The sequence below is a fragment of the Martinezella sp. CNPSo 3795 genome (assembly GCF_057784475.1).
Genome location: NZ_JBXSOQ010000008.1, coordinates 147,427 through 166,885, shown reverse-complemented (window position 1 = coordinate 166,885; position 19,459 = coordinate 147,427). Strand labels below are relative to the sequence as shown.

The window sequence follows — 19,459 nt, the reverse complement described above, 5'->3', positions numbered from 1 at the left end:
TTTAACGGTAGCGCAGAGCCAAGATAGGGCCGCAATGCCCAATCCTGGGGAAGCTTGCCTCAAGCGGCCTGCTGGTTCCAGTTGACGCCGCCGGCATCTGTCAGCAGGAAAGCTTCGCCGCAAGCCTTGGCGAGCGTGCGCACGCGCAGGATGTAGCTCTGGCGTTCCGTCACCGAGATGACGCCACGGGCGTCGAGCAGGTTGAAGACGTGGCTCGCCTTGATGCACTGGTCGTAAGCCGGGAAGACGCATTTGTGCAGGCGATGGTTTTCGCTGTCGCCGGGGGCACCGGCTGCCAGCAACGCCTGGCATTCCTTTTCGGCATCGATGAAGTGGCGATGCAGCATCTCGGTATTGGCATATTCGAAATTATGCCGGGAATATTCCTGCTCGGCCTGGAGGAAGACATCGCCGTAGGTGATCTTGTCCTCGCCTTCGAGGCCGTTGAAGTTCAGGTCATAGACGCTGTCGACGCCCTGAACATAGGTCGCAAGACGCTCCAGGCCGTAGGTCAGCTCACCGGCGACGGGAGCGCATTCGATGCCACAGACCTGCTGGAAATAGGTGAACTGCGAGACTTCCATGCCATCGCACCAGCATTCCCAGCCCAAACCCCAAGCGCCGAGCGTCGGGCTTTCCCAATCGTCTTCGACGAAGCGGATATCGTGCAGAAGCGGGTCGAGGCCGATTGCCTTCAGCGAACCGAGATAGAGCTCCTGCAAGTTCGGCGGATTGGGTTTCAGGATGACCTGATATTGGTAATAATGCTGCAGGCGGTTGGGATTCTCACCGTAACGGCCGTCGGACGGACGGCGTGACGGCTGGACATAGGCAGCACGCCAAGGCTTCGGACCCAGCGAACGCAACGTGGTGGCCGGATGGAACGTGCCGGCACCGACTTCCATGTCGTAGGGCTGCAGAACCGCGCAACCCTTGTCGGCCCAATAATTGTGCAGCGTCAGGATCAGCGCCTGAAAGGAGCGCTTCGGGTTCATATGGTCGGGCACGTTGGCAGTCATGGGAACTGATTTCTTCCGCTAGCGAATTGTTTGGCGGACAGGTGCCACGGCGTGGCGAATGGGTCAAGGCTTTGCAGCACAAACGGCGCTGCAGCCTATCTCACCGAGGCATATGAGTCTTATTCATCCTCGCGCTTCACATGATACTCGCCGGTTTTCGGGTCCTTGACCAAGGTTCCCATCGCGCCGGTACGGCGTTCCGTTTCGGCGCGGCGGGATTTTTCGGCGAGCTTCTGGGCATCGCGCACGAAACGCCGATAGAGCAGCCAGAGGCCGCCGACGGCGACGACAAAGAAGATGATCTGGGGCATTACCCAGCGCTCCCGCTTACAATCCGTACCGGCTCCACAATGCCCTTTCCTCTGCCGCTTCCGCAAGCCCGGATGCAAGCCCGGCGCCGAGGCCATCCATGCTCCCAAGCGAGATGCCCGGAGCCTTGCGGCCGAAAAGGCTGCGCGGCGTGGTGATCAACATAGGCTTGACCTTGTCGCCGAAGCGCTTCCTCAGCTCCTGGCGCATGTCGCCGAGACCATCGATCAGGCCGAGCTCCAGCCCGCGGCTGCCGGTCCAAAACAGGCCGGAGAACACCGTTTCGTCAGCCGAGAGTTTTCCTGTACGACGCTCGAGCACCATTTCGATGAAGACCTTGTGGATCTCCTGCTGCAGGCTCTTTAGATATTCAATGTCCTTTTCCTTCTCCGGCTTGAAGGGATCGAGGATCACCTTGTTCTCGCCGGCGGTATAGACGCGGCGCTCGACGCCGATCTTCTTCAGGAGCTCCGGAAATCCGAACCCGCCGGAAACGACGCCGATCGAGCCGACGATCGAGGTGGCATCGGCAATGATCTCGTCGCCGGCCAACGCGATCATGTAACCCCCGGAGGCCGCAACGTCCTCGACGAAGACAAGGACCTTCTTGTTTTTCTCGGCGGCCAGATCGCGGATGCGATTGTAGATCATCCGCGACTGCACCGGAGAACCGCCCGGCGAATTGACGATAATGGCGACAGCCGGCGCCGGCTTCATACCGAAGGCTTTTTCAAGAGCCTGGGATGAGCCTGCCAGATTCAGCGATTGCCGCAGCGGCCCTCCCCCGGAAGAGATGACGCCGCTCAGGCGGACGACGGGGATGATCACCTCCTCCTTGCGGAAGCGCTTCGGAAGCATGCGTCTCAAGAACCCAACCATTCGTCATCCCTGTTTCATGATGTTTGTTGCCCGTGATGTATGCATGGAAATGGCAAACGCAATATTGCGGATTGTATTTGATGCTCTGACGCTGAGGGCAGCCGAATGGCTATCGGCGCGGATACGAAGCGCGGCCGTTGTTCATATCATCGACGAAATCGGTGAATTTATGCGTCCCTTCGCCATGCATGATCAGAGGTGCGCGCAGCGCCAGCCTCGCCCTCGAACCCTTGATCGCCGTCACCAGGATGCGCACCGCACTCTCGCCTTCGCGGGGATGGATCGGTGTGATTTCAATGCCGCCGAAGCGGCGACCGCAGGCGGCGATGATCTCGCCGATCGACTCCGGCCGGGCGATCAGCGACAGCTGCCCACCAGGGATCATGATCGCACCTGCCGTGCGAATCCATTTCTCGAACAGTCCGTCCGTCATGGCATGTGCCTCTGCCTTCAAGGCGTCGGGCGTCAACCGGTCGCTGGCATCGTTGAAAGGCGGGTTCATGATGACATGGTGGAAGCTGTCGTCGACAAGCCCCGCCTCGTTGCGATCCTTGCCGGTCAGCGTCACGTCGGCCTCGATAACGGACACGCGGCCGGCAAAACGGGCATTTTCCGGCAACGAAAGGCTCCTGCGCGCGAACTCGGCCATGTCGGACGAGCGCTCGAACAGCACGACCTCCGCCCGGTCGAGTCTCGAGGCCACGGCCATTCCGGCTGCTCCAGCACCTGCGCCGAGATCCGCCACCCGGATCGTCCGCTCATCTGCGACGAGGGCCGCCAGCAACATGGCATCCATACCGGAGCGGTGCCCCCTGCCTTTCGGCTGCACGACATGGAAAGCGCCGCGGTGGAAGGCATCGATGGTTTCGGAGGGCTTGCCGGTCATGGCCGACCTCAGGTCCGCACCGGGCGCAGTTCGTCACCGAGACCGGCATCAATGAGGATGCGGCGGGCCAGATCGGCACGCTCTTCTTCCACCAGAAAGCGGCGGGGCAGCATGCCGAGCGAACCCTCCAGAACGCTCATCGCCTGATCCGCCACCAGGCAATGGATTCCTGCATCCTTCATCAGACTCTCCGCAAATGAGAGAAGGACCGGGTCGTTGGTGCGGATCAGCTCGTGCATAAGCCTTAGAATTCCTGTCAAATTTACGCGACGAGACAATTCGCCTCTTGCCGCCTCTTTCGCCCCTTCTTATTGTGCTTTGCAGGAAATGAACAGGAGTCCGGATCGTTGGGCGTCGTGATACCGCTGGAAGAAAGCAAGAATAAACTGGCATCCATCAAGCCTTTGGTGGACCTGACCAAGGCGGACATGGAACGCGTCAATCAGCTCATCCTGTCCAAGGCCGGCTCCGATGTGCAGATGATCCCCGAGGTTGCGGAGCACCTCATCTCCTCCGGCGGCAAGCGTTTGCGGCCGATGCTGACGATCGCGTCCGCCGCACTTTACGGCTATCAGGGCGACAATCACATCAAGCTCGCGACATCGGTCGAATTCCTGCATACGGCGACGCTGCTGCACGACGACGTCGTCGATGAAAGCGATCTGCGCCGCGGCAAATCCACGGCCCGGATGATCTGGGGCAACCAGGCGAGCGTTCTGGTCGGCGATTTCCTGCTCGGCCAGGCTTTCCGCATGATGGTGGAAGTCGGCTCGCTCGAAGCGCTCGACGTACTCTCTTCGGCAGCCTGCGTTATCGCGGAAGGCGAAGTGCTGCAGCTTTCCGTTTCCAAGAACATGGAGACGACGGAAGACGATTATCTCTCGGTCATCCGCGCCAAGACCGCGGCGCTCTTTGCCGCCGCGGCCGAAGTCGGCCCGATCGTCGCCAATGCCGGCAAGGCGGAGCGCAATGCGCTGAAATCCTACGGCACCAATCTCGGCCTAGCCTTCCAGCTCGTCGACGATGCGCTCGATTACGGCGGCAAGGCTGCCGACCTCGGCAAGAATGTCGGCGACGATTTCCGCGAGGGCAAGATCACGCTTCCGGTGATCCTCGCCTATCGCCGCGGCACCGAGAAGGAACGCGCCTTCTGGCGTGAGGCCATCGAAACCGGCGATAACAGCGACGAGAATCTCGAAAAGGCCCTCGGCCTGATCACGAAATACGGCGCGTTGGCTGACACAATTGCCCGCGCCGTACACTACGGCACGATTGCCCGCGACGCCTTGGCGCCATTGCCGGAAACGCCCTGGAAATCGGCACTTCTGGAAGTGATCGATTTCTGCATCGAACGCGTTAATTGATGGCGGTGGCCTGAATTTGTTGCAGGGCCGCTTCAAAAAAGCCATCCTGTTGTGAATCAGTTGACACGAATGCGTTGTGCCGCCGGCGAAGTCGCCGGCCATTCCCTTGATGAAAGGCTTTCTAATGCGGCAGAGACTTGCCATCCGTTTCCTTTCGGGCGTAGCCTTGGCGGCAATCCTTTCGGTGTCCGCCCTGACTGGCGCGCGCGCAGAGGATAAGCCGGCAGCGCCGGAGGCCAGTGCTCCGGTCACTTCTTTCGATCCGGATAGCGTCGATACGTTCGCAGGCGCGTTCCTCGCCGCCCGTACCGCAGATGTCGATCATGACTACGATACTGCCATTGCGCTCTACAAAAAGGCACTGATGATCGATCCGAGCAATCCGGAAATTCGCCAGCGGCTGATGATCTCGCTGCTGCTGAACGGCAATCTGGAAGAAGGCGTCAAATACGCCAACGAGTTGAAGAGCGATCCTTCGGTCGAGCGTGTCACGACGATCGTGCGTGGCATGGATGCCATCCGCCGCCATGAATACCGCACCGCGCAGGAAATCCTCAAATATAACGGTCCGAACGATCTCGACCGGATGATGACCAACCTGCTCGCCGCCTGGGCGCGTGCCGGATCCGGCCGCGGCAAGGAAGCAATCTCGATGATCGACAAGATGAAGGGCCCGGATTGGTTCAACATCTTCAAGAACTATCATGCCGGCGCCATTGCGCTGACGCTGGGCGACCTGAAGTCGGCACGCTCTCACCTTAACGATGCCATCCTCGACAAGACCGGCGGCGCGACCGCACCTGACACCTTCATGCGCGCCGTCATGGCGCTCGCACGCCTCGAAGCCAAGGCCGGAGACAAGCAGAAGGCCCTGGATGCGATTTCCGTCGGCGACAATCTCGTCAGCAATTATGCGCCGCTGAATGCACTGCGCGACAGCATCAGCAAGGGCGATACGCCGGATCAGCAGGTGACGAACGCCAGCGAGGGTGCGGCCGCCGTTCTCTTCACCATCGGTGCCGCGCTGAACCGCGACGGGGCCGAAGATGTCGTCTCGCTCTATCTACAGATTGCCAATTCTCTCGACCCGAAGGCGGCCGATACGCTGGTCCTGCTCGGCGGGCTGGCCGAAAAACAGGAGCAGACCGATCGCGCGATCGCCTTCTACAAGAAGGTGCCCGATAATTCGCCGATGGCCCGCATCTCCGAGCTGCAGCTCGGCCTCGCACTCGCCCAGGCAGGTAAAATCGACGATGCACGCAAACATCTGAAGGCACTGATCGATTCCGATCCCAACGATGTCCGCAGCTATCTCGCCTACGGCAGCGTGCTTTCCGACGCCAAGGACTTCCAGTCCATGGCCGATAATTACGACAAGGCCGTGCAGATCATCGGCCCAGTGCCGAAGCGCAGCGACTGGGCGGTTTTCTTCCAGCGCGGCATTGCCTATGAGCGGCTGAAGAAATGGGCGGATGCCGAGCCGAACTTCAAGAAGGCCCTCGAACTCAATCCGGACCAACCGCAGGTGCTGAATTATCTGGGCTATTCCTGGGTCGACATGAACATGAACCTCGACCAGGGTTTGGACATGATCAAGAAGGCCGTCGATCTGAGGCCGGATGACGGCTATATCGTCGATTCCCTTGGCTGGGCCTATTTCCGCCTCAACCGTTTCGATGATGCGGTGAGCGAATTGGAGCGGGCAGCGCAGCTCAAGGCCGGCGATCCGACGATCAACGACCATCTCGGCGACGCCTACTGGCGCGTCAATCGCAAGCTCGAAGCCGTCTATCAGTGGAACCGGGCGCTCGCCTCGAAGCCGGAAGAGGCCGATATTCCGAAGATCAAGGAGAAGGTCGAGAAGGGCTTGCCGCCGCTCGACAACGACCCGAAGACTGTTGACAAAAGCAAGCTGCCCGATCCAGCACCCGCGCCCTCGCCCGACACGAACGCTCCGGCGCCGGTCGACAAGAAGTCCTAAGATTTCCATGAGCACGATCTTGGCTGCGGGCGATTTCGACCTCACGGAAGAAGCGCCCGCAAAGATCAATCTTGCACTGCATGTCACGGGCCGCCGAGCCGATGGCTATCATTTGCTCGATATGCTCGTCAGCTTTGCCCGCCATGGCGACCGTCTTTTCTTTCGCGCAAGTGCGGATGACGATTTCAGTCTCTCTGGACGTTTTGGCCCGTTGCTTTCGGCCGATGCCGAGGCCGGCGACAATCTCGTTCTCAAGGCGCGCGATCTCTTGCGGCAGGCAGTCAACTCGGCCGGCTTCGATGCCCCCCCTGCCCATATTCATCTGGAAAAGAATCTACCGATCGCATCCGGCATCGGCGGCGGCTCGGCGGACGCGGCGGCGACCTTGCGCGGGCTGATGCGGCTATGGCGCGTTACCCTGCCGGAGGCGACGGTCAAAACCATCGCCTTGAAACTCGGCGCCGATGTGCCGATGTGCCTTGCCAGCCAACCACTGGTCGCGCGCGGGATTGGCGAGGCGATAGACCTGCTGCGGGGATTTCCCGCCTTTGCCGTGGTTCTCGGCAATCCGCTTGTCGGCGTCTCGACATCGGATGTGTTTCGGCAGCTCACCCGCAAGGACAATCCGCCGCTCTTGTTTCCATCACAGATGCCGCAGGGACACGGCGAATGGATCGACACGATCAAGACCCTGCGCAACGATCTGGAACCGCCGGCACGCTCGATCTGCGGTGAGATTTCAGCGCTCTCCGGCCTGATCGAAAGCCAGGGGCCGATCATGACGCGCATGTCCGGTTCCGGTGCGACGTGCTTCGGTATTTTCAACGATATCGAACAGGCGACGGCCGCCGCCGCTTCGCTTCACAGGCAGCGGCCGGACTGGTATTTCCAGGTAACCGAAACGATCGCGGGAGAGGCATGATGGCAGCGTTAGGCAACGAAAGATCCTTCATTCCCGTCGGCATCGCCGTGCTGACCGTTTCCGATACACGCACGCTCGCTGACGATAAATCCGGCGATACGCTGGTTGCCCGCATTGCAGAGGCGGGTCACAGGCTTGCCGCCCGCGCCATCGTGCCAGACGACAAGGAGCGCATCCGCGCGCAGGTGGAAGCCTGGACGAAGGACGATGCGATTGATGTGGTGATTACCACCGGCGGGACTGGCTTTACCGGCCGCGATGTCACGCCCGAGGCGCTGGAGCCGCTGTTCGAGAAGCGGATGGATGGGTTTTCCGAGGTCTTCCATCGCATTTCCTACGACAAGATCGGCACGGCGACGATCCAGTCACGGGCGACCGGCGGTGTGGTCAATGCCACCTTCATTTTCGTACTGCCGGGTTCGCCTGGCGCCTGCAAGGATGCATGGGACGGCATCTTGAAGGCGCAACTCGACTATCGCCACATGCCCTGCAATTTCGTGGAGATCATGCCGCGCCTCGACGAGCATCTAAAGCGCGGCGCCGGCTCGAGATAGGTCTTCTGCTCAACGCGATATTGCGCGTCGATCATGCCTTCGGCAGAACAGGAATTGATTCCCAAGAATCGCCGGTGAGAATGATGCAGCTCCGGCCGGATACGTCGCTCATCAGCAGTGTCCAGTTGCCGCTCTCGGCGGCGTAGATCTCAACAATCGTGCTCTGATCGAGCTTGCCGACGGCCGAAAGCTTTTCCGAAAGATGGTCGCCAAGAAACGCGACGATATCGACGCGTTGAGCGCAGGCCAAGGTCACCTGAGCGGCGGCAATGCCGGGGAAAAGAGTTGCACTTGCAACGAAGATCGTTGCCATGAGGCGGTAGAGCATCGTGCGTTTCATAACGCACCTCCTTTCGCCGAAATCCCGGCAGAAAAGGAGAGTTCCGCTGACCAGTTCCGCCTGATATCGGCATCTTCATGGTCGGCCGCCTGACGCGACACGCATAAGGTGCCGCCACATGCAAATTATCGCAGCTATTCGCGCGTTTACAAATGGAATCTGCGGAACGCTAGAGCAGTTCCAGCAAAAGTGCGAAGCGATTTTGCGTCCGGAGCTGCGTAAAAACAAAAAGATGGAGCGTTTTTGCAATTCGAAGAAATGCGGAAATGCTCTAGGCCCTATCGCGCCGCGCGTGCCACCCAGGACGGAATGAGCTCGCTTGAAAGCCGTCGGCCCTTCTGTCCCTTGGCGAACTCCGCCAGCCCCATGCCCGACCTGGCGACGGCGATCGCCTGGTGCTTGGAAAGCAGTAAACCCAGTTCCAGCGGCGCCGTACGACGGCCGATTCGCTTCAGAAACGGGCGACGATAGCCGCGCGATGCTGTAAAGCGCGCCGGCACCTTGTTCAGCGAGACATATTCGGCGATCTCATCGATCCAGCCGGCTTGCGGCCGTGCGCCCGGCTCGATCAGCAGCAACCATTCGCCCCTCGCAGACCGCAATATATCCTTGATATCCCACTGCGAATAAAAGCGGCAGCCGGCGGCATCGGCCACCTTCGATGTGCCGTCCCTGGAACCGTGATCAAGCACGACCACGTCGCTGACCAGCCCTTCGACCGCTCCTGCCACCAATGCCGCCAATGTCTGCGCCAGCTCGGGTTCGTGATCCTGGCATTCGATGATGACCGTCAACATTGCCCATTTATAGAGCGGCGCATAATTTATTGCCAGCACCTAACCCTCAGGCTCGAGCGTTTAAGAAAAGCATCATAAGCGGCCGAAATTCTCACGGCCGGCGCCGCCGAATACCTCCCGTGAATGAGATGGAAAATGACGGTCGCGGATTTTTGTTCTTGCAATGTTCTCATTTGTCGGATAGGAATTTAATCATCTTAGACGCGGCATGCGATGGCATGAGCCGCCCTGGAGCTACCGATGAACGAGCAGTCCCTTGCAGGGCAGGCCGCTTTCGCGCCTGCCAACACGGCAGATGTTGCCAATGCTTTGATCGCCGATGCCGGTCTCAGGGTCGACGTCGAGCGCCGGCGTGGGCGCGGCGCCGGATTGAACCCGAGCGGCCGGTTCGAGCCGCAGCAGCGCGAAGCTTTCGACGACGGCTGGCAAAGCTGGGAAGAGTTGCCGCCATTCAAAACCGAAGTGCAGGTGGAGAAGCCGCGCACGGCCATTACCCGCAACGAATCCCCCGATATTCCCTTCGACCGATCAATCAATCCTTATCGCGGCTGCGAGCACGGCTGCATCTATTGCTTCGCACGGCCGACGCATGCCTATATGGGACTGTCGGCGGGGCTGGATTTCGAATCGAAGCTCTTTGCCAAGCCGGATGCCGCCAAACTTCTGGAGCGTGAGCTGGCAAAGCCCGGCTACAAGCCGCGGGTGATTGCCATCGGCACCAATACCGACCCCTATCAGCCGATCGAGAAGGAATGGCGGATCATGCGCCAGATTCTCGAAGTGCTGAACCGGGCGAACCATCCGGTTGCCATCGTCACCAAGTCGGCGCTGATCATGCGCGATATCGACATTCTGAAAGAGATGGCCGCCAAGAACCTGGTGCGCGTAGGCCTGTCGGTGACGACACTCGACCGCAAGCTCGCGCGCACCATGGAGCCGCGAGCCGCGACGCCGCCGCGGCGGCTGGAGGCGATCCAGGCTTTGAGCGAGGCGGGGATCCGCACCTCGATCATGGTGGCACCAATCATTCCAGCGCTCAACGACCATGAGATCGAGCGTATCCTCGACGCCGGCAAGGCGGCCGGTGCGCTGGAGGCAAGCTATGTCATCCTGCGGCTGCCGCTGGAAGTAAGCCCGCTCTTCCGCGACTGGCTGCTGCAGCATTATCCGGATCGCTATCGTCACGTCATGTCGCTGATCCGCTCGATGCGCGGTGGCAAGGATTACGATGCCGAATTCGGCAAGCGCATGAAGGGTGCCGGACCCTATGCCTGGCAGATCAGCCGCCGTTTCGAGATGGCGACCCGCCGGCTCGCGCTCACACGCCGCAATATTGCGCTACGCGACGACCTGTTCGTGCCGCCGGATGGCAGCGGCGTGCAGCTGTCGCTGCTCTGACGATCCCTGCGGGTTTTCCCTGTACCCGCTGGAAAAGCCCCTGGCTTCGCCGCCATGATCCACCGGGGGCTTGCAGGAGATCGGGTGGTGTGCGAGCTTCGCCGCATGTCACGCCGTGCACCACCCGATTCTCCAATGCTGTTCGAGGATGTTCCGCTCGTCCCCACTTTCGAGCTGGAACTGATTGCGCGCCGTGCCGGCCATTGGCCGGTTGCCGGGGCCGATGAGGCAGGCCGAGGCCCACTTGCCGGACCGGTCGTGGCGGCCGCCGTCATTCTCGATCCAGAGCGTATCCCGAACGGGCTAAACGATTCCAAACAGCTGACAGCCGCTAGACGTGAGGAACTGTTCGTCGAAATCCTGGCGACGGCAACCGTGTCCATCGCCTCGTCGAGTGCCGGCCGTATCGACACGACCGATATTCGCAAGGCAAGCCTCGATGCGATGCGCCGTGCCATTTGCGGGCTTGCCGTGCCGGCGAGCTATGTGTTGACCGATGGGCTCGACGTGCCTGTTGGGCTCGCCTGCCCAGGAAAAGCCGTGGTCAAAGGTGATGCGCGCTCCTTCTCCATTGCTGCCGCTTCGATCGTGGCCAAGGTGACACGCGACAGAATGATGGCGCGTGCTGGTGTCGTTTTTCCGGCCTATGGTTTCGCGGCCCATGCCGGCTATGGCACGGCGCAGCATCGTGCAGGTATCGAGGAGCATGGTCCCTGCCCGCTGCACCGCATGAGCTTTCGCCCCTTGCGCAAAGAGGTCATCTAAGCACTCAGCCCGTCAGCCCCGCGGCGATTTCAGCCGACCGCTTTCTGATATATGCAACATCTTCTCTGTAGACGCGGTCATGTCCCTCGTGGAGATTCCGACGATATCTCTCGATGCCGCGGGCAGCTTCCCGTTCCATGAAGGCCAAAAGAGCCTCGAGCCGCTCGACGATGACGTCAGGCAATGAGGGACGCTCGGCAATGGACAGGCCATAGGCATCGACAAAGACGCGGGCGCGACCAACTTGGGCGGCAAGTGTGTCCATTCCGTCGACGGCGACGCTGGAGGACAGCGGCGCCCAGCGATAGACGGCATAGGCCAGATCCCACATTCGCGAACCGGGATGCGCAGCCTCGAAATCGATGATACCGGTCACTTCGCCATCGTTCAGGACGACATTGTAGGGAGCAAAATCCCCATGGCAGATGACCTCGCAAGGCGAGCGGGCCGGCAGTTGCCAGGTGTGATCGGCCTCAAGGTCCTTTGCGAACAAGCGGGAACAATCGTGATAGCGACGCAGCAGCGATGCAGCCGACCGCAGCGCCATTTCGCCGCGCATATCAATGCAGTCATCGAGATCGCCCGTATCCCCGAGCAGATAGGTTACCCGCTCCCAGGCCTCGTCATATCCAGCCGAAATCGGAGCTGCATCGAATCCGTGCCGATGCAGCGCAGCCAGCAAGGCGTGGACGCCGGGTGTCCATGCCGCAGCCGGTCTCACGATGAGATCGCCTTGACGAAACGGTTCGCCGCCTGTCGCTGCCTGCATCCATCCCTCCTCAATCTCATGATTTTGCTGTTGGTTCCGGCAATGATCAAGCCAGCAGGAGGGAAATAAAAAACCCCGCCGAAGCGGGGCTCTTTCGAATTTCGATATTCCCAGGGCTTAGTTCAGCCGCGTCTTCACTTCCTTGACGGCATCGCTGAAGAGACCGGACTGGACGTTCCCATCGGCCTTCTTGGCAAGCACCGATTCAGCAGCGGCGATCGCGAGGTCGACAGCAGCGGAGCGGACCGCCTTCATCGCATCGGCTTCAGCCTGCTTGATCTTCTGCTCGGACAAAGCCGTGCGGTTGGCAACGAATTCCTCGGTCTTCTTGCGAGCCTCGGTCGTCAGCATTTCCGCTTCGCGCTCAGCTGCGGCAACGATGTGTGCTGCCTCAGCCTCGGCTTCCTTGCGCTTGCGCTGATATTCGGCCAGCAGATGCTGGGCCTCTTCACGCAGGCGCTTGGCTTCCGCCAGCTCGTTGCGGATCTGATCTGCGCGGTCGTCCAGCGACTTTGCCATCATGCCCGGAACCTTCAGGTAAACGATCAGGCCGAGGAAGATGAGAAGGCTGACAAAGGCGAAGAAGGTGTTGTCTAAAGCGAACTCCATGGATCACCCCTCCTGCTTGGCGGCGGCGGCTGCAACCGCAGAGGCGACATCGGCCTTGCCGGCGACATTGCCGACCAGCTGCTCGACGACAGCGCTAGCCGTCTCCTCGGCAATCGCACCGACATCACCGAAGGCTTTCGCCTTGATTTCAGCAATGCGGCCTTCTGCGGCCTTGAGCTTCTCAGCCAGGCTTGCCTCGATCGCCTTGCGATCCTCTTCGGCCTTGGCCTTGGCGGCATCGCGGGCAGTGGCGCCGATGGAATTCGCCTTGGCGCGCGCAGCGGCCAATTCGCTTTCATAGGTCGCGACGGCGGCATCGGCTTCAGCCTTCAGACGCGAGGCCTCTTCGATATCCTGGGCGATCCGGTCGTGCCGGCTTTCCAGAATGCTGCCGACGCGCGGAATAACGATCTTCTGCATGGCCACGTAGAAGATGACGAAGGTGATCACCAGCCAAAACAGCTGTGACGGATACGTCGTATGGTCAAACGGCGGGAATACGCCGCCGTGATGGCCTTCATTCGGCGCACCCGTTTCCGTGTGCACCGCTCCGGCGGCCGGCGGTGCTTCTTCAGCATATGCCGGGGTCACAAACATGCTCACCTCCAGGTGGTCTGCAAATACAAAGAATCACGGCTCGCTGCCCGCGAACCGTGATCTATGACGCCGCTGATATCAGACGGCGAAGAGCAGGAGGAGAGCGACGAGCAGCGAGAAGATGCCCAGAGCTTCCGTAACGGCGAAGCCGAATACCAGACGGCCGAACTGGCTGTCAGCAGCCGACGGGTTGCGCAGTGCGCCGGACAGGTAGCTGCCGAAGATATTGCCGAGGCCGAGAGCCGTGCCGGCCATACCAAAGCAAGCCAAACCTGCGCCGATGAACTTTGCTGCTTCCGCGTCCATGTTGAACTCCTTTGAAATGGTTGTGCGGTGAATGACTGACGCCGTTAGACGCCAATGTCTTTATCCTTAGTGGCCGCCCGGATGGATTGCGTCGTTGAGGTACATGCAAGTCAGCACCGCAAAGACGTAAGCCTGAAGGAAGGCGACAAGGAACTCGAGACCGGTGAGGGCGACGGTCATGATAAGAGGGAGAACAGCCCCGCCGATACCAAGCGCGCCGAGTGCTCCGAGCGAGGCGACGAAGCCCGCGAACACCTTAAGCGTGATATGACCGGCCAGCATGTTGGCGAAAAGACGAACGGAGAGCGAAACCGGACGGGACAGGAAGGAGATGATCTCAATCGCCACTACCAGCGGCAGAAGAACACCCGGAACACCCTGCGGGACGAAGATCTTGAAGAAGCCGAAACCATGCTTGATCAAGCCGTAGAAGATAACGGTGAAGATGACAAGCAGCGCAAGCGCCAGTGTCACGATGATCTGGCTGGTGACGGTGTAGAAGTAAGGAACAAGGCCGAGCAGGTTTGCCGTCAGGACGAACATGAAGAGAGAGAAGACCAGCGGGAAGAACTTCATTCCCTTTGTCCCCGCCCCCTCTTTCAACATCGAGGCAATGAACTCATAGGCCATTTCCGCCACCGACTGCGAGCGCGTCGGGATGACGCCGCGCGGCGCACTGGCGAAATAAAGGAAGCCAGCGGAGAGAACTGCGGAGGCAACCATGAACAGCGAGGCGTTGGTGAACGAAAAATCAATTCCGCCGATATCGATCGGGATAATCTTGAAGATCAGGAACTGATGGGTAGGATCGTTTGCCACCGCTTGTTCTCTTTCATTTTTCCGCTCCACCGAGCGGATGCTTCTCATCTGGAAACAGCGCCGCAGCGTTGCCTCCGCTCATTTCTTATCAGGCCTACCCTCGCCCGGCACCGGTGTCGCCACCTTGCCCGCAGAGCGCAGCACATTCAAAACGCCGGCACAAAATCCGAGAAGCAGCAAGATAATCATGCCCCACGGCGTCGTACCGACAAAACGGTCGAAGACATAGCCCAGAACGGCGCCAACGATGATTGCGGCTATGAACTCGCTGGAAAGCTTCATCGCCTGAGCGTAGCCCTTACGGCTTTCCTCGGCGCGAACCTCCCCGCGTTCATCCTCTCTCACCGCAGCGCGCTTGGTCGCCAATTCGGCTTCCAGCTGCGCCCGCCGCTGTTCCAGACCTTCGTCGCGGTCATCCGTCATGGTGGCATCCTCCCCATTTTCGTTGCGCGTAATCCCTGTACCCCGGTCAACGCGTAAACGAACAGCAGGTTTCGCCACCTTTCGGCCCGTTTTGAAGTCGCGCGCAACATAGTTTTAGGAAAAAGCATAGTCAAGGCGTAGGCGTCATCTGTCCAGCCATAAATTAGCCCAATTAAATCATGATCTTAGAGCGAAAGAGCCATATTGACCGAAAACTGAGCCGAAGAATCCTCTTCAGCCCGCGCTTTCCTGTGGCTTTTTTGCCAGGAGAAGCGACCTCGCCCGCGGTGTCAATCTGCCGGAACCGGGCGCATCAGCTCCAGCCGCCGCCATAGGTCCTGTAAAAGATGTGCATGCCTATGCGGCCGACCTTCACCATTTCGGCAGCCCATTTCGGCCGGACATAGACAGCATGGTAATGAGTGGCGGAACCGACTTCCGGCAGCCAGATCTTGCCGGCGGTCACGGCCATGGCGACCTGACGGGCAATGCGCCAGTGTTCGGGAGAATTGACGCGCTCCTTGACGTTGTCGCAGGCGAAGGAAAACTGGCAAGCGTTGGTCCAATCCTCGTTCTGATAGACGACGCCGCAAATGGTCTTCGGGTAGGCCGGGTTGCGGACACGATTGAGGATGACCTGGGCAACGGCCGCCTGTCCTTTCACGGACTCGCCCCTCGCCTCGAAATAGATGCCAGTGGCAAGGCACTGCTGCTCGTCGGGCGAGAAAACCGATGGCGGCAGGACATTGGCGGCCCAGGCATGATCCTTCGGGCCGATCTGCGGCACGAAGCGGCCTTCACCGTCCTGATCCCTGGCGAGAATGGAATCGAAGGGCGAGACACGGGCATAGTCCGGCGCCGGCGAGGCATAGGCCGCGGCCAGAACATCGGCATTCTGATTGGTGACCAGATTGGCGATATAGGCCGGCACGCTATCATCAGGCTTTGGCGGCTCTTTCTTGTAGAAGGCGGTGGCAATCTGGATTTCCTTGCCGCCGAGCTTCGGCTTCAGGAAGGCGGTGCGCTCGCCAGTCGCAGATTCCGGCCGAAGCAGCATGCTCTGGCGCTGCAGCACCGAGCCTGCGGAAAAATCCTTCGGCGGCTGCATCGGCGTGATGGCCACCACCCTGCCTTTCTTGTCCTGCCGGTTGATGCGGTCTTCATCGGGCCGGGGATCGCTGCCCTTGGCTTCGGATTGGAACGCGACGCGGCGCCCGTCCGGCAACACCAGACCGCCATCTCCAATGGCGGCAGAAGCCTTGACATCACCGAAGGCCAGTTCCGCCTGATGGGTGGAGCCGGCCGGCGAGTCCGTCATCACCATGCGCCAATTGGCCCCTTCCCTGTCGATCCCGGCAAGCAGGCCGGCAAGGTCGCCATAGGCTGCTGTCGATGGAAAAATAAGCCAGGCGCAAAGCCCGAAGACGGCTGGAGAGGTCCAATTTTGTGGCAGGAACCGCGACTTGCGGCTAACGGAACGCGAGCGAGACAACACCGGACTCCAAACGGCACTCGAAACTAGGAGCCGGAATAATCTCCCATTAACCTTGATGGATGGTTAATTCGGACGAATCTATGGTTATGCAGGTGGTGAACCGAAAACAAAAAAGGCCTGGCGGAGATCCGCCAGGCCTTTTGAACGAACAGCACGAATATCTGCGTCAGATGATGACGTGCGAACCCAGTTCCACAACGCGGTTGGCAGGCAGGCGGAAGTAGTCGGAGGGGTCGGTCGCGGCGTTGGCGAGCGCGATATAGAGCCGGTCCTGCCAGTGCGGCATACCGGATTTCGCATCCGGCACCAGCTTGCGGCGGCCGAGATAGAAGGAGGTCGACATGATGTCGAACTTCAGGCCCGTCTTGCGCAGGGTTGCGAGCGCCTGCGAGACATTCTGCGATTCCATGAAGCCGAAGCGCAGCTCGACGCGCGAGAAGCGCTCCGAGACCTTCTCGACCGAATAGCGATCCTCCTGGGCGACGCGCGGCTTGTTGATGGTGCGGATCGTCAGGATGACGTTCTTGTCGTGCAGGACGTGATTGTGCTTCAGATTGTGCAGCAGCGCGGCGGGCGCAGATTCCGGATCGCTGGTCAGGAAGATTGCCGTACCGGGCACATGCGCGGGCGAATGATCGCTCTTGCGCTCGATGGAGCTGACGAAGGACGACAGCGGGATATCGGTGTGCCGCGTCTTTTCCATCAAGATCGAGGTGCCGCGGCGCCAGGTCCACATGATCACCGTGAAGGCCGTTGCGATCATGACGGGAACATAGCCGCCGTCGTGGATCTTCAGGAGGTTGGCGCCGAGGAAGACGAATTCCAGCAGCAAAAGCGGTGTGAGCACGGCAACCGCCATCGGCAGCGTCCAGTTCCAGCGGACTCGGACGAATTCAAATGCCATGATCGAGGTGACGACCATCGCGCCAGTCACCGAAATACCATAGGCCGTTGCCAACGCATCCGAGGTCTTGAAGGCCAATACGAGGAAGATGACGCCGAAGAACAGGACCGTATTGACCGATGGCAGGAAGATCTGCCCGGTATTGGTCTCGGAGGTAAAGAGGATTTCCATACGCGGCAGGAAGCCGAGGTGAATCGCCTGACGCGTGAGCGAGAAAGCACCCGTGATGACGGCCTGGCTCGCAATGATCGTCGCCATCGTGGCGAGAATGACCACCGGCAGAATCGCCCAATGCGGATACATCAGGAAGAACGGGTCCGACATGGCCATGGGCTCGCGCAGCACCAGCGCGCCCTGACCGAAGTAGTTCAAGGTCAGCGACGGAAACACCAGTACGAACCAGGCCCACTGAATCGGGCGGCGGCCGAAATGGCCGAGGTCGGCATAGAGCGCTTCCGCGCCCGTCACCGTCAGGAACACAGCACCGAGAACGACGACGCCGAGGAAGCCCTCGCGCATCAGAAAGCTCACCGCATACCAGGGATTCAGCGCTGCCAGAATGCTGTAATCATCGGAAATATGCATGATGCCGGCAAGACCCATGACGATGAACCAAAGCGCCGTGATCGGACCGAAGAAACGGGCGACGGCACCGGTACCATGCGACTGGATCGCGAAAAGCAATGCCAGGATCGCCACCGATATCGGGACGATATAATCCGACAATTGCGGGGTCACCAGCTTCAGACCCTCGACAGCGGAAAGAACGGAAAGCGCCGGAGTGATCATCGCATCACCGAGGAAGAGCGCGGCACCCAAAAGGCCCAGCAGCATCAGGATGGCCGTGTGGCCATTCGCCGTCTTCATCAACAGCGCCAGCAGCGACAAGGTGCCGCCTTCGCCGTCGTTGTCCGCACGCAGCAGAAAAAGGACATATTTGATCGTGACGATGATGGTCAGCGTCCAGAACATCAGCGACACGACGCTGATGACTTCGCCGCGCGTCAGACCATCGGCGGCCACCGGCTTCAATGCTTCGCGAAAGGCATAAAGCGGGCTCGTACCAATGTCGCCATAAACAACGCCGATCGAGCCGAGGGCGAGGTATGCGAGCTTACGAGCGTTCATTTTCCCGTCGGGAGAATGATGGGTTTCGTTAGACATTCAGGATCACTAGACTCTCAGAGCCAGCCTTTCCAGCGAAAAAAGAAAAACGGAACGATGGCGGAAACCACCATCAGCAACAACGATGTCGGGTAACCGTAGGCAAAGTGCAGTTCGGGCATATGCTCGAAATTCATGCCGTAGACGGACGCCACGAGCGTCGGCGGCAGAAATACCACCGAAGCGATCGAAAAGATCTTGATGATGGCATTCTGCTCGATATTGATCAGCCCAAGCGATGCATCCAGCAGGAAGGTGATGTTTCCAGCGACGAAGGATGCATGCTCCGACAGTGACTGCACATCCCGCGAGACGTTGCGACACAGTTCCCTGGCCTCGTGGTCCTGCTGCATGGCGGGGATGGTATGAAGAAAGGTCAGCAGCCGGGACAGCGAACTCAGACTGTCACGCACCTTGCTGAGCGTACGGTGATAGCCTGCGATGTCCTTGAGCTTTTCTTCCAGATAGTTCGCCGGGCGGCGGATCTTCTTTACGCGATCGCCGAACACGTGCACCGACAATATATCGATACCCGCCACGGTCTGTTCAAGGACCTCGGCGGTACGGTCGACGATGGTTTCGAGAAGCTTGGCAAGAAGCGCGACACCCGTGCGCCGCTCCTGCGGAATACGCTGCAGCGCTGCGATGAAGAGTGCGAAGGACTTCGGCTGCGCATAGCGGATGGTGACCAGCCGATGTCCCGTCAGGATGAAGGCGACATCGGTGAGCATCGGCAGATTGGTGTCGGCCTTCCACAGCAGCGAGGCCGTGAGAAAGACAGAGCCGTTTTCGACATAGAGGCGGCTCGACGGCTCGATGTCCTTCATGTCCTCGCGCGTGGGCACCTCGAGCCCAAGCAGGCGCTCGATATTGGCCTCTTCCTCACGCGTGGGATCGACCATATCGATCCAGACGGCATTGTCAGGCAAGCGGTCGGCGGCCGAAAGATCGGGCAGCTGAAGCGGCTTGGAATCTGAGCAATAGGCAGTTATCAACTGCTTGCTCCCACAGCAGCGGAGAGGAAGCCGCCATCAAGGCGCCTTGCGCGCTCTTGCCGCGATCCCACCAATGGCCAATGAAAAAAGCTCATAAAACCCCGGTCGTATCCCGCCGGTCCGGCCGGGAATCCGTGTCCATGTTCCATTGCGCTGCTGTACCA

22 protein-coding genes are annotated in these 19,459 nt (G+C 60.0%); 6 read left to right on the top strand and 16 right to left on the bottom strand.

Features of this window, described 5'->3' with window-relative positions; translation table 11 throughout:
* Nucleotides 1-59: 59 nt before the first annotated feature.
* The 5 genes from AC13QY_RS21815 to AC13QY_RS21795 all read right to left on the bottom strand — a co-directional run bounded on the left by AC13QY_RS21815 (nt 60) and on the right by AC13QY_RS21795 (nt 3,332).
* Nucleotides 60-1,019 carry a glycine--tRNA ligase subunit alpha gene (locus tag AC13QY_RS21815; protein WP_047627810.1) on the bottom strand — a complete coding sequence of 320 codons (960 nt, stop codon included), beginning with the start codon at nt 1,017-1,019 and terminating at the stop codon, nt 60-62.
* 119 nt (nt 1,020-1,138) lie between these two features.
* Nucleotides 1,139-1,330 (bottom strand): NfeD family protein, encoded by a 192-nt coding sequence (locus tag AC13QY_RS21810; protein WP_113330988.1) that lies wholly within the window; start codon nt 1,328-1,330, stop codon nt 1,139-1,141.
* A gap of 16 nt (nt 1,331-1,346) precedes the next feature.
* Nucleotides 1,347-2,207 carry a S49 family peptidase gene (locus AC13QY_RS21805; protein WP_145322663.1) on the bottom strand — a complete coding sequence of 287 codons (861 nt, stop codon included), beginning with the start codon at nt 2,205-2,207 and terminating at the stop codon, nt 1,347-1,349.
* Nucleotides 2,208-2,316: 109 nt separating this feature from the next.
* On the bottom strand, nt 2,317-3,093 hold the full coding sequence (locus AC13QY_RS21800) for a tRNA1(Val) (adenine(37)-N6)-methyltransferase (RefSeq protein ID WP_113353861.1): 777 nt from the start codon (nt 3,091-3,093) through the stop codon (nt 2,317-2,319).
* Between the two features lie 8 nt (nt 3,094-3,101).
* Complete coding sequence (locus AC13QY_RS21795; RefSeq protein ID WP_069612438.1) at nt 3,102-3,332, bottom strand: putative signal transducing protein; 231 nt, start codon at nt 3,330-3,332, stop codon at nt 3,102-3,104.
* A 108-nt stretch (nt 3,333-3,440) separates the two neighbouring features.
* Between AC13QY_RS21795 and AC13QY_RS21790 the strand changes: the two genes are divergently transcribed.
* The 4 genes from AC13QY_RS21790 (at nt 3,441) to moaB (ending at nt 7,914) form a co-directional block, all read left to right on the top strand.
* Entirely contained in the window at nt 3,441-4,457 is a 1,017-nt protein-coding gene (locus AC13QY_RS21790) for a polyprenyl synthetase family protein (protein WP_069612437.1), read from the top strand.
* 124 nt (nt 4,458-4,581) lie between these two features.
* Nucleotides 4,582-6,438 carry a tetratricopeptide repeat protein gene (locus AC13QY_RS21785; RefSeq protein ID WP_113353860.1) on the top strand — a complete coding sequence of 619 codons (1,857 nt, stop codon included), beginning with the start codon at nt 4,582-4,584 and terminating at the stop codon, nt 6,436-6,438.
* A 7-nt stretch (nt 6,439-6,445) separates the two neighbouring features.
* A complete protein-coding gene (locus AC13QY_RS21780; protein WP_113330984.1) occupies nt 6,446-7,360 on the top strand; it encodes a 4-(cytidine 5'-diphospho)-2-C-methyl-D-erythritol kinase in 915 nt (304 codons plus the stop codon).
* Entirely contained in the window at nt 7,360-7,914 is a 555-nt protein-coding gene (gene moaB, locus AC13QY_RS21775) for a molybdenum cofactor biosynthesis protein B (RefSeq protein WP_113353859.1), read from the top strand. The genes AC13QY_RS21780 and moaB overlap by 1 nt, the downstream gene beginning before the upstream one ends.
* A 31-nt stretch (nt 7,915-7,945) precedes the next feature.
* Here the strand turns inward: moaB and AC13QY_RS21770 are convergent, their stop codons facing one another.
* Together AC13QY_RS21770 and AC13QY_RS21765 are read right to left on the bottom strand one after the other, a co-directional pair.
* A complete protein-coding gene (locus AC13QY_RS21770) occupies nt 7,946-8,254 on the bottom strand; it encodes a hypothetical protein (protein ID WP_069612433.1) in 309 nt (102 codons plus the stop codon).
* A gap of 278 nt (nt 8,255-8,532) precedes the next feature.
* Nucleotides 8,533-9,051 carry a glycosyl transferase gene (locus AC13QY_RS21765; RefSeq protein ID WP_113354075.1) on the bottom strand — a complete coding sequence of 173 codons (519 nt, stop codon included), beginning with the start codon at nt 9,049-9,051 and terminating at the stop codon, nt 8,533-8,535.
* 240 nt (nt 9,052-9,291) lie between these two features.
* Here AC13QY_RS21765 and AC13QY_RS21760 point away from each other — a divergent pair, with 240 nt between their 5' ends.
* Nucleotides 9,292-10,449: a PA0069 family radical SAM protein gene (locus AC13QY_RS21760; RefSeq protein ID WP_113330981.1), complete on the top strand. Its 1,158-nt coding sequence runs from the start codon at nt 9,292-9,294 to the stop codon at nt 10,447-10,449.
* Between the two features lie 105 nt (nt 10,450-10,554).
* On the top strand, nt 10,555-11,214 hold the full coding sequence (rnhB, locus tag AC13QY_RS21755) for a ribonuclease HII (RefSeq protein WP_113330980.1): 660 nt from the start codon (nt 10,555-10,557) through the stop codon (nt 11,212-11,214).
* A gap of 4 nt (nt 11,215-11,218) precedes the next feature.
* Here rnhB and AC13QY_RS21750 read toward each other — a convergent pair whose 3' ends face one another.
* The 9 genes from AC13QY_RS21750 to AC13QY_RS21710 form a co-directional block, all read right to left on the bottom strand.
* A complete protein-coding gene (locus AC13QY_RS21750) occupies nt 11,219-11,983 on the bottom strand; it encodes a phosphotransferase (protein ID WP_113353858.1) in 765 nt (254 codons plus the stop codon).
* A gap of 117 nt (nt 11,984-12,100) precedes the next feature.
* Nucleotides 12,101-12,592 (bottom strand): F0F1 ATP synthase subunit B, encoded by a 492-nt coding sequence (locus AC13QY_RS21745; RefSeq protein WP_069612429.1) that lies wholly within the window; start codon nt 12,590-12,592, stop codon nt 12,101-12,103.
* 3 nt (nt 12,593-12,595) lie between these two features.
* Nucleotides 12,596-13,189 carry a F0F1 ATP synthase subunit B gene (locus tag AC13QY_RS21740; protein ID WP_069612428.1) on the bottom strand — a complete coding sequence of 198 codons (594 nt, stop codon included), beginning with the start codon at nt 13,187-13,189 and terminating at the stop codon, nt 12,596-12,598.
* A 78-nt stretch (nt 13,190-13,267) separates the two neighbouring features.
* The gene (locus AC13QY_RS21735) at nt 13,268-13,495 is read right to left on the bottom strand and encodes a F0F1 ATP synthase subunit C (protein WP_015338972.1); all 228 of its coding nucleotides are present in this window, start codon (nt 13,493-13,495) and stop codon (nt 13,268-13,270) included.
* A gap of 66 nt (nt 13,496-13,561) precedes the next feature.
* Complete coding sequence (locus AC13QY_RS21730; protein ID WP_092709533.1) at nt 13,562-14,314, bottom strand: F0F1 ATP synthase subunit A; 753 nt, start codon at nt 14,312-14,314, stop codon at nt 13,562-13,564.
* 78 nt (nt 14,315-14,392) lie between these two features.
* A complete protein-coding gene (locus AC13QY_RS21725) occupies nt 14,393-14,737 on the bottom strand; it encodes an AtpZ/AtpI family protein (RefSeq protein WP_113353857.1) in 345 nt (114 codons plus the stop codon).
* Between the two features lie 313 nt (nt 14,738-15,050).
* Entirely contained in the window at nt 15,051-16,229 is a 1,179-nt protein-coding gene (locus AC13QY_RS21720; protein WP_113353856.1) for a cell wall hydrolase, read from the bottom strand.
* Nucleotides 16,230-16,398: 169 nt separating this feature from the next.
* Nucleotides 16,399-18,264 carry a potassium transporter Kup gene (locus AC13QY_RS21715; protein WP_371864861.1) on the bottom strand — a complete coding sequence of 622 codons (1,866 nt, stop codon included), beginning with the start codon at nt 18,262-18,264 and terminating at the stop codon, nt 16,399-16,401.
* A 53-nt stretch (nt 18,265-18,317) separates the two neighbouring features.
* Entirely contained in the window at nt 18,318-19,295 is a 978-nt protein-coding gene (locus tag AC13QY_RS21710; protein WP_113330975.1) for a magnesium transporter CorA family protein, read from the bottom strand.
* Nucleotides 19,296-19,459: the final 164 nt, after the last annotated feature.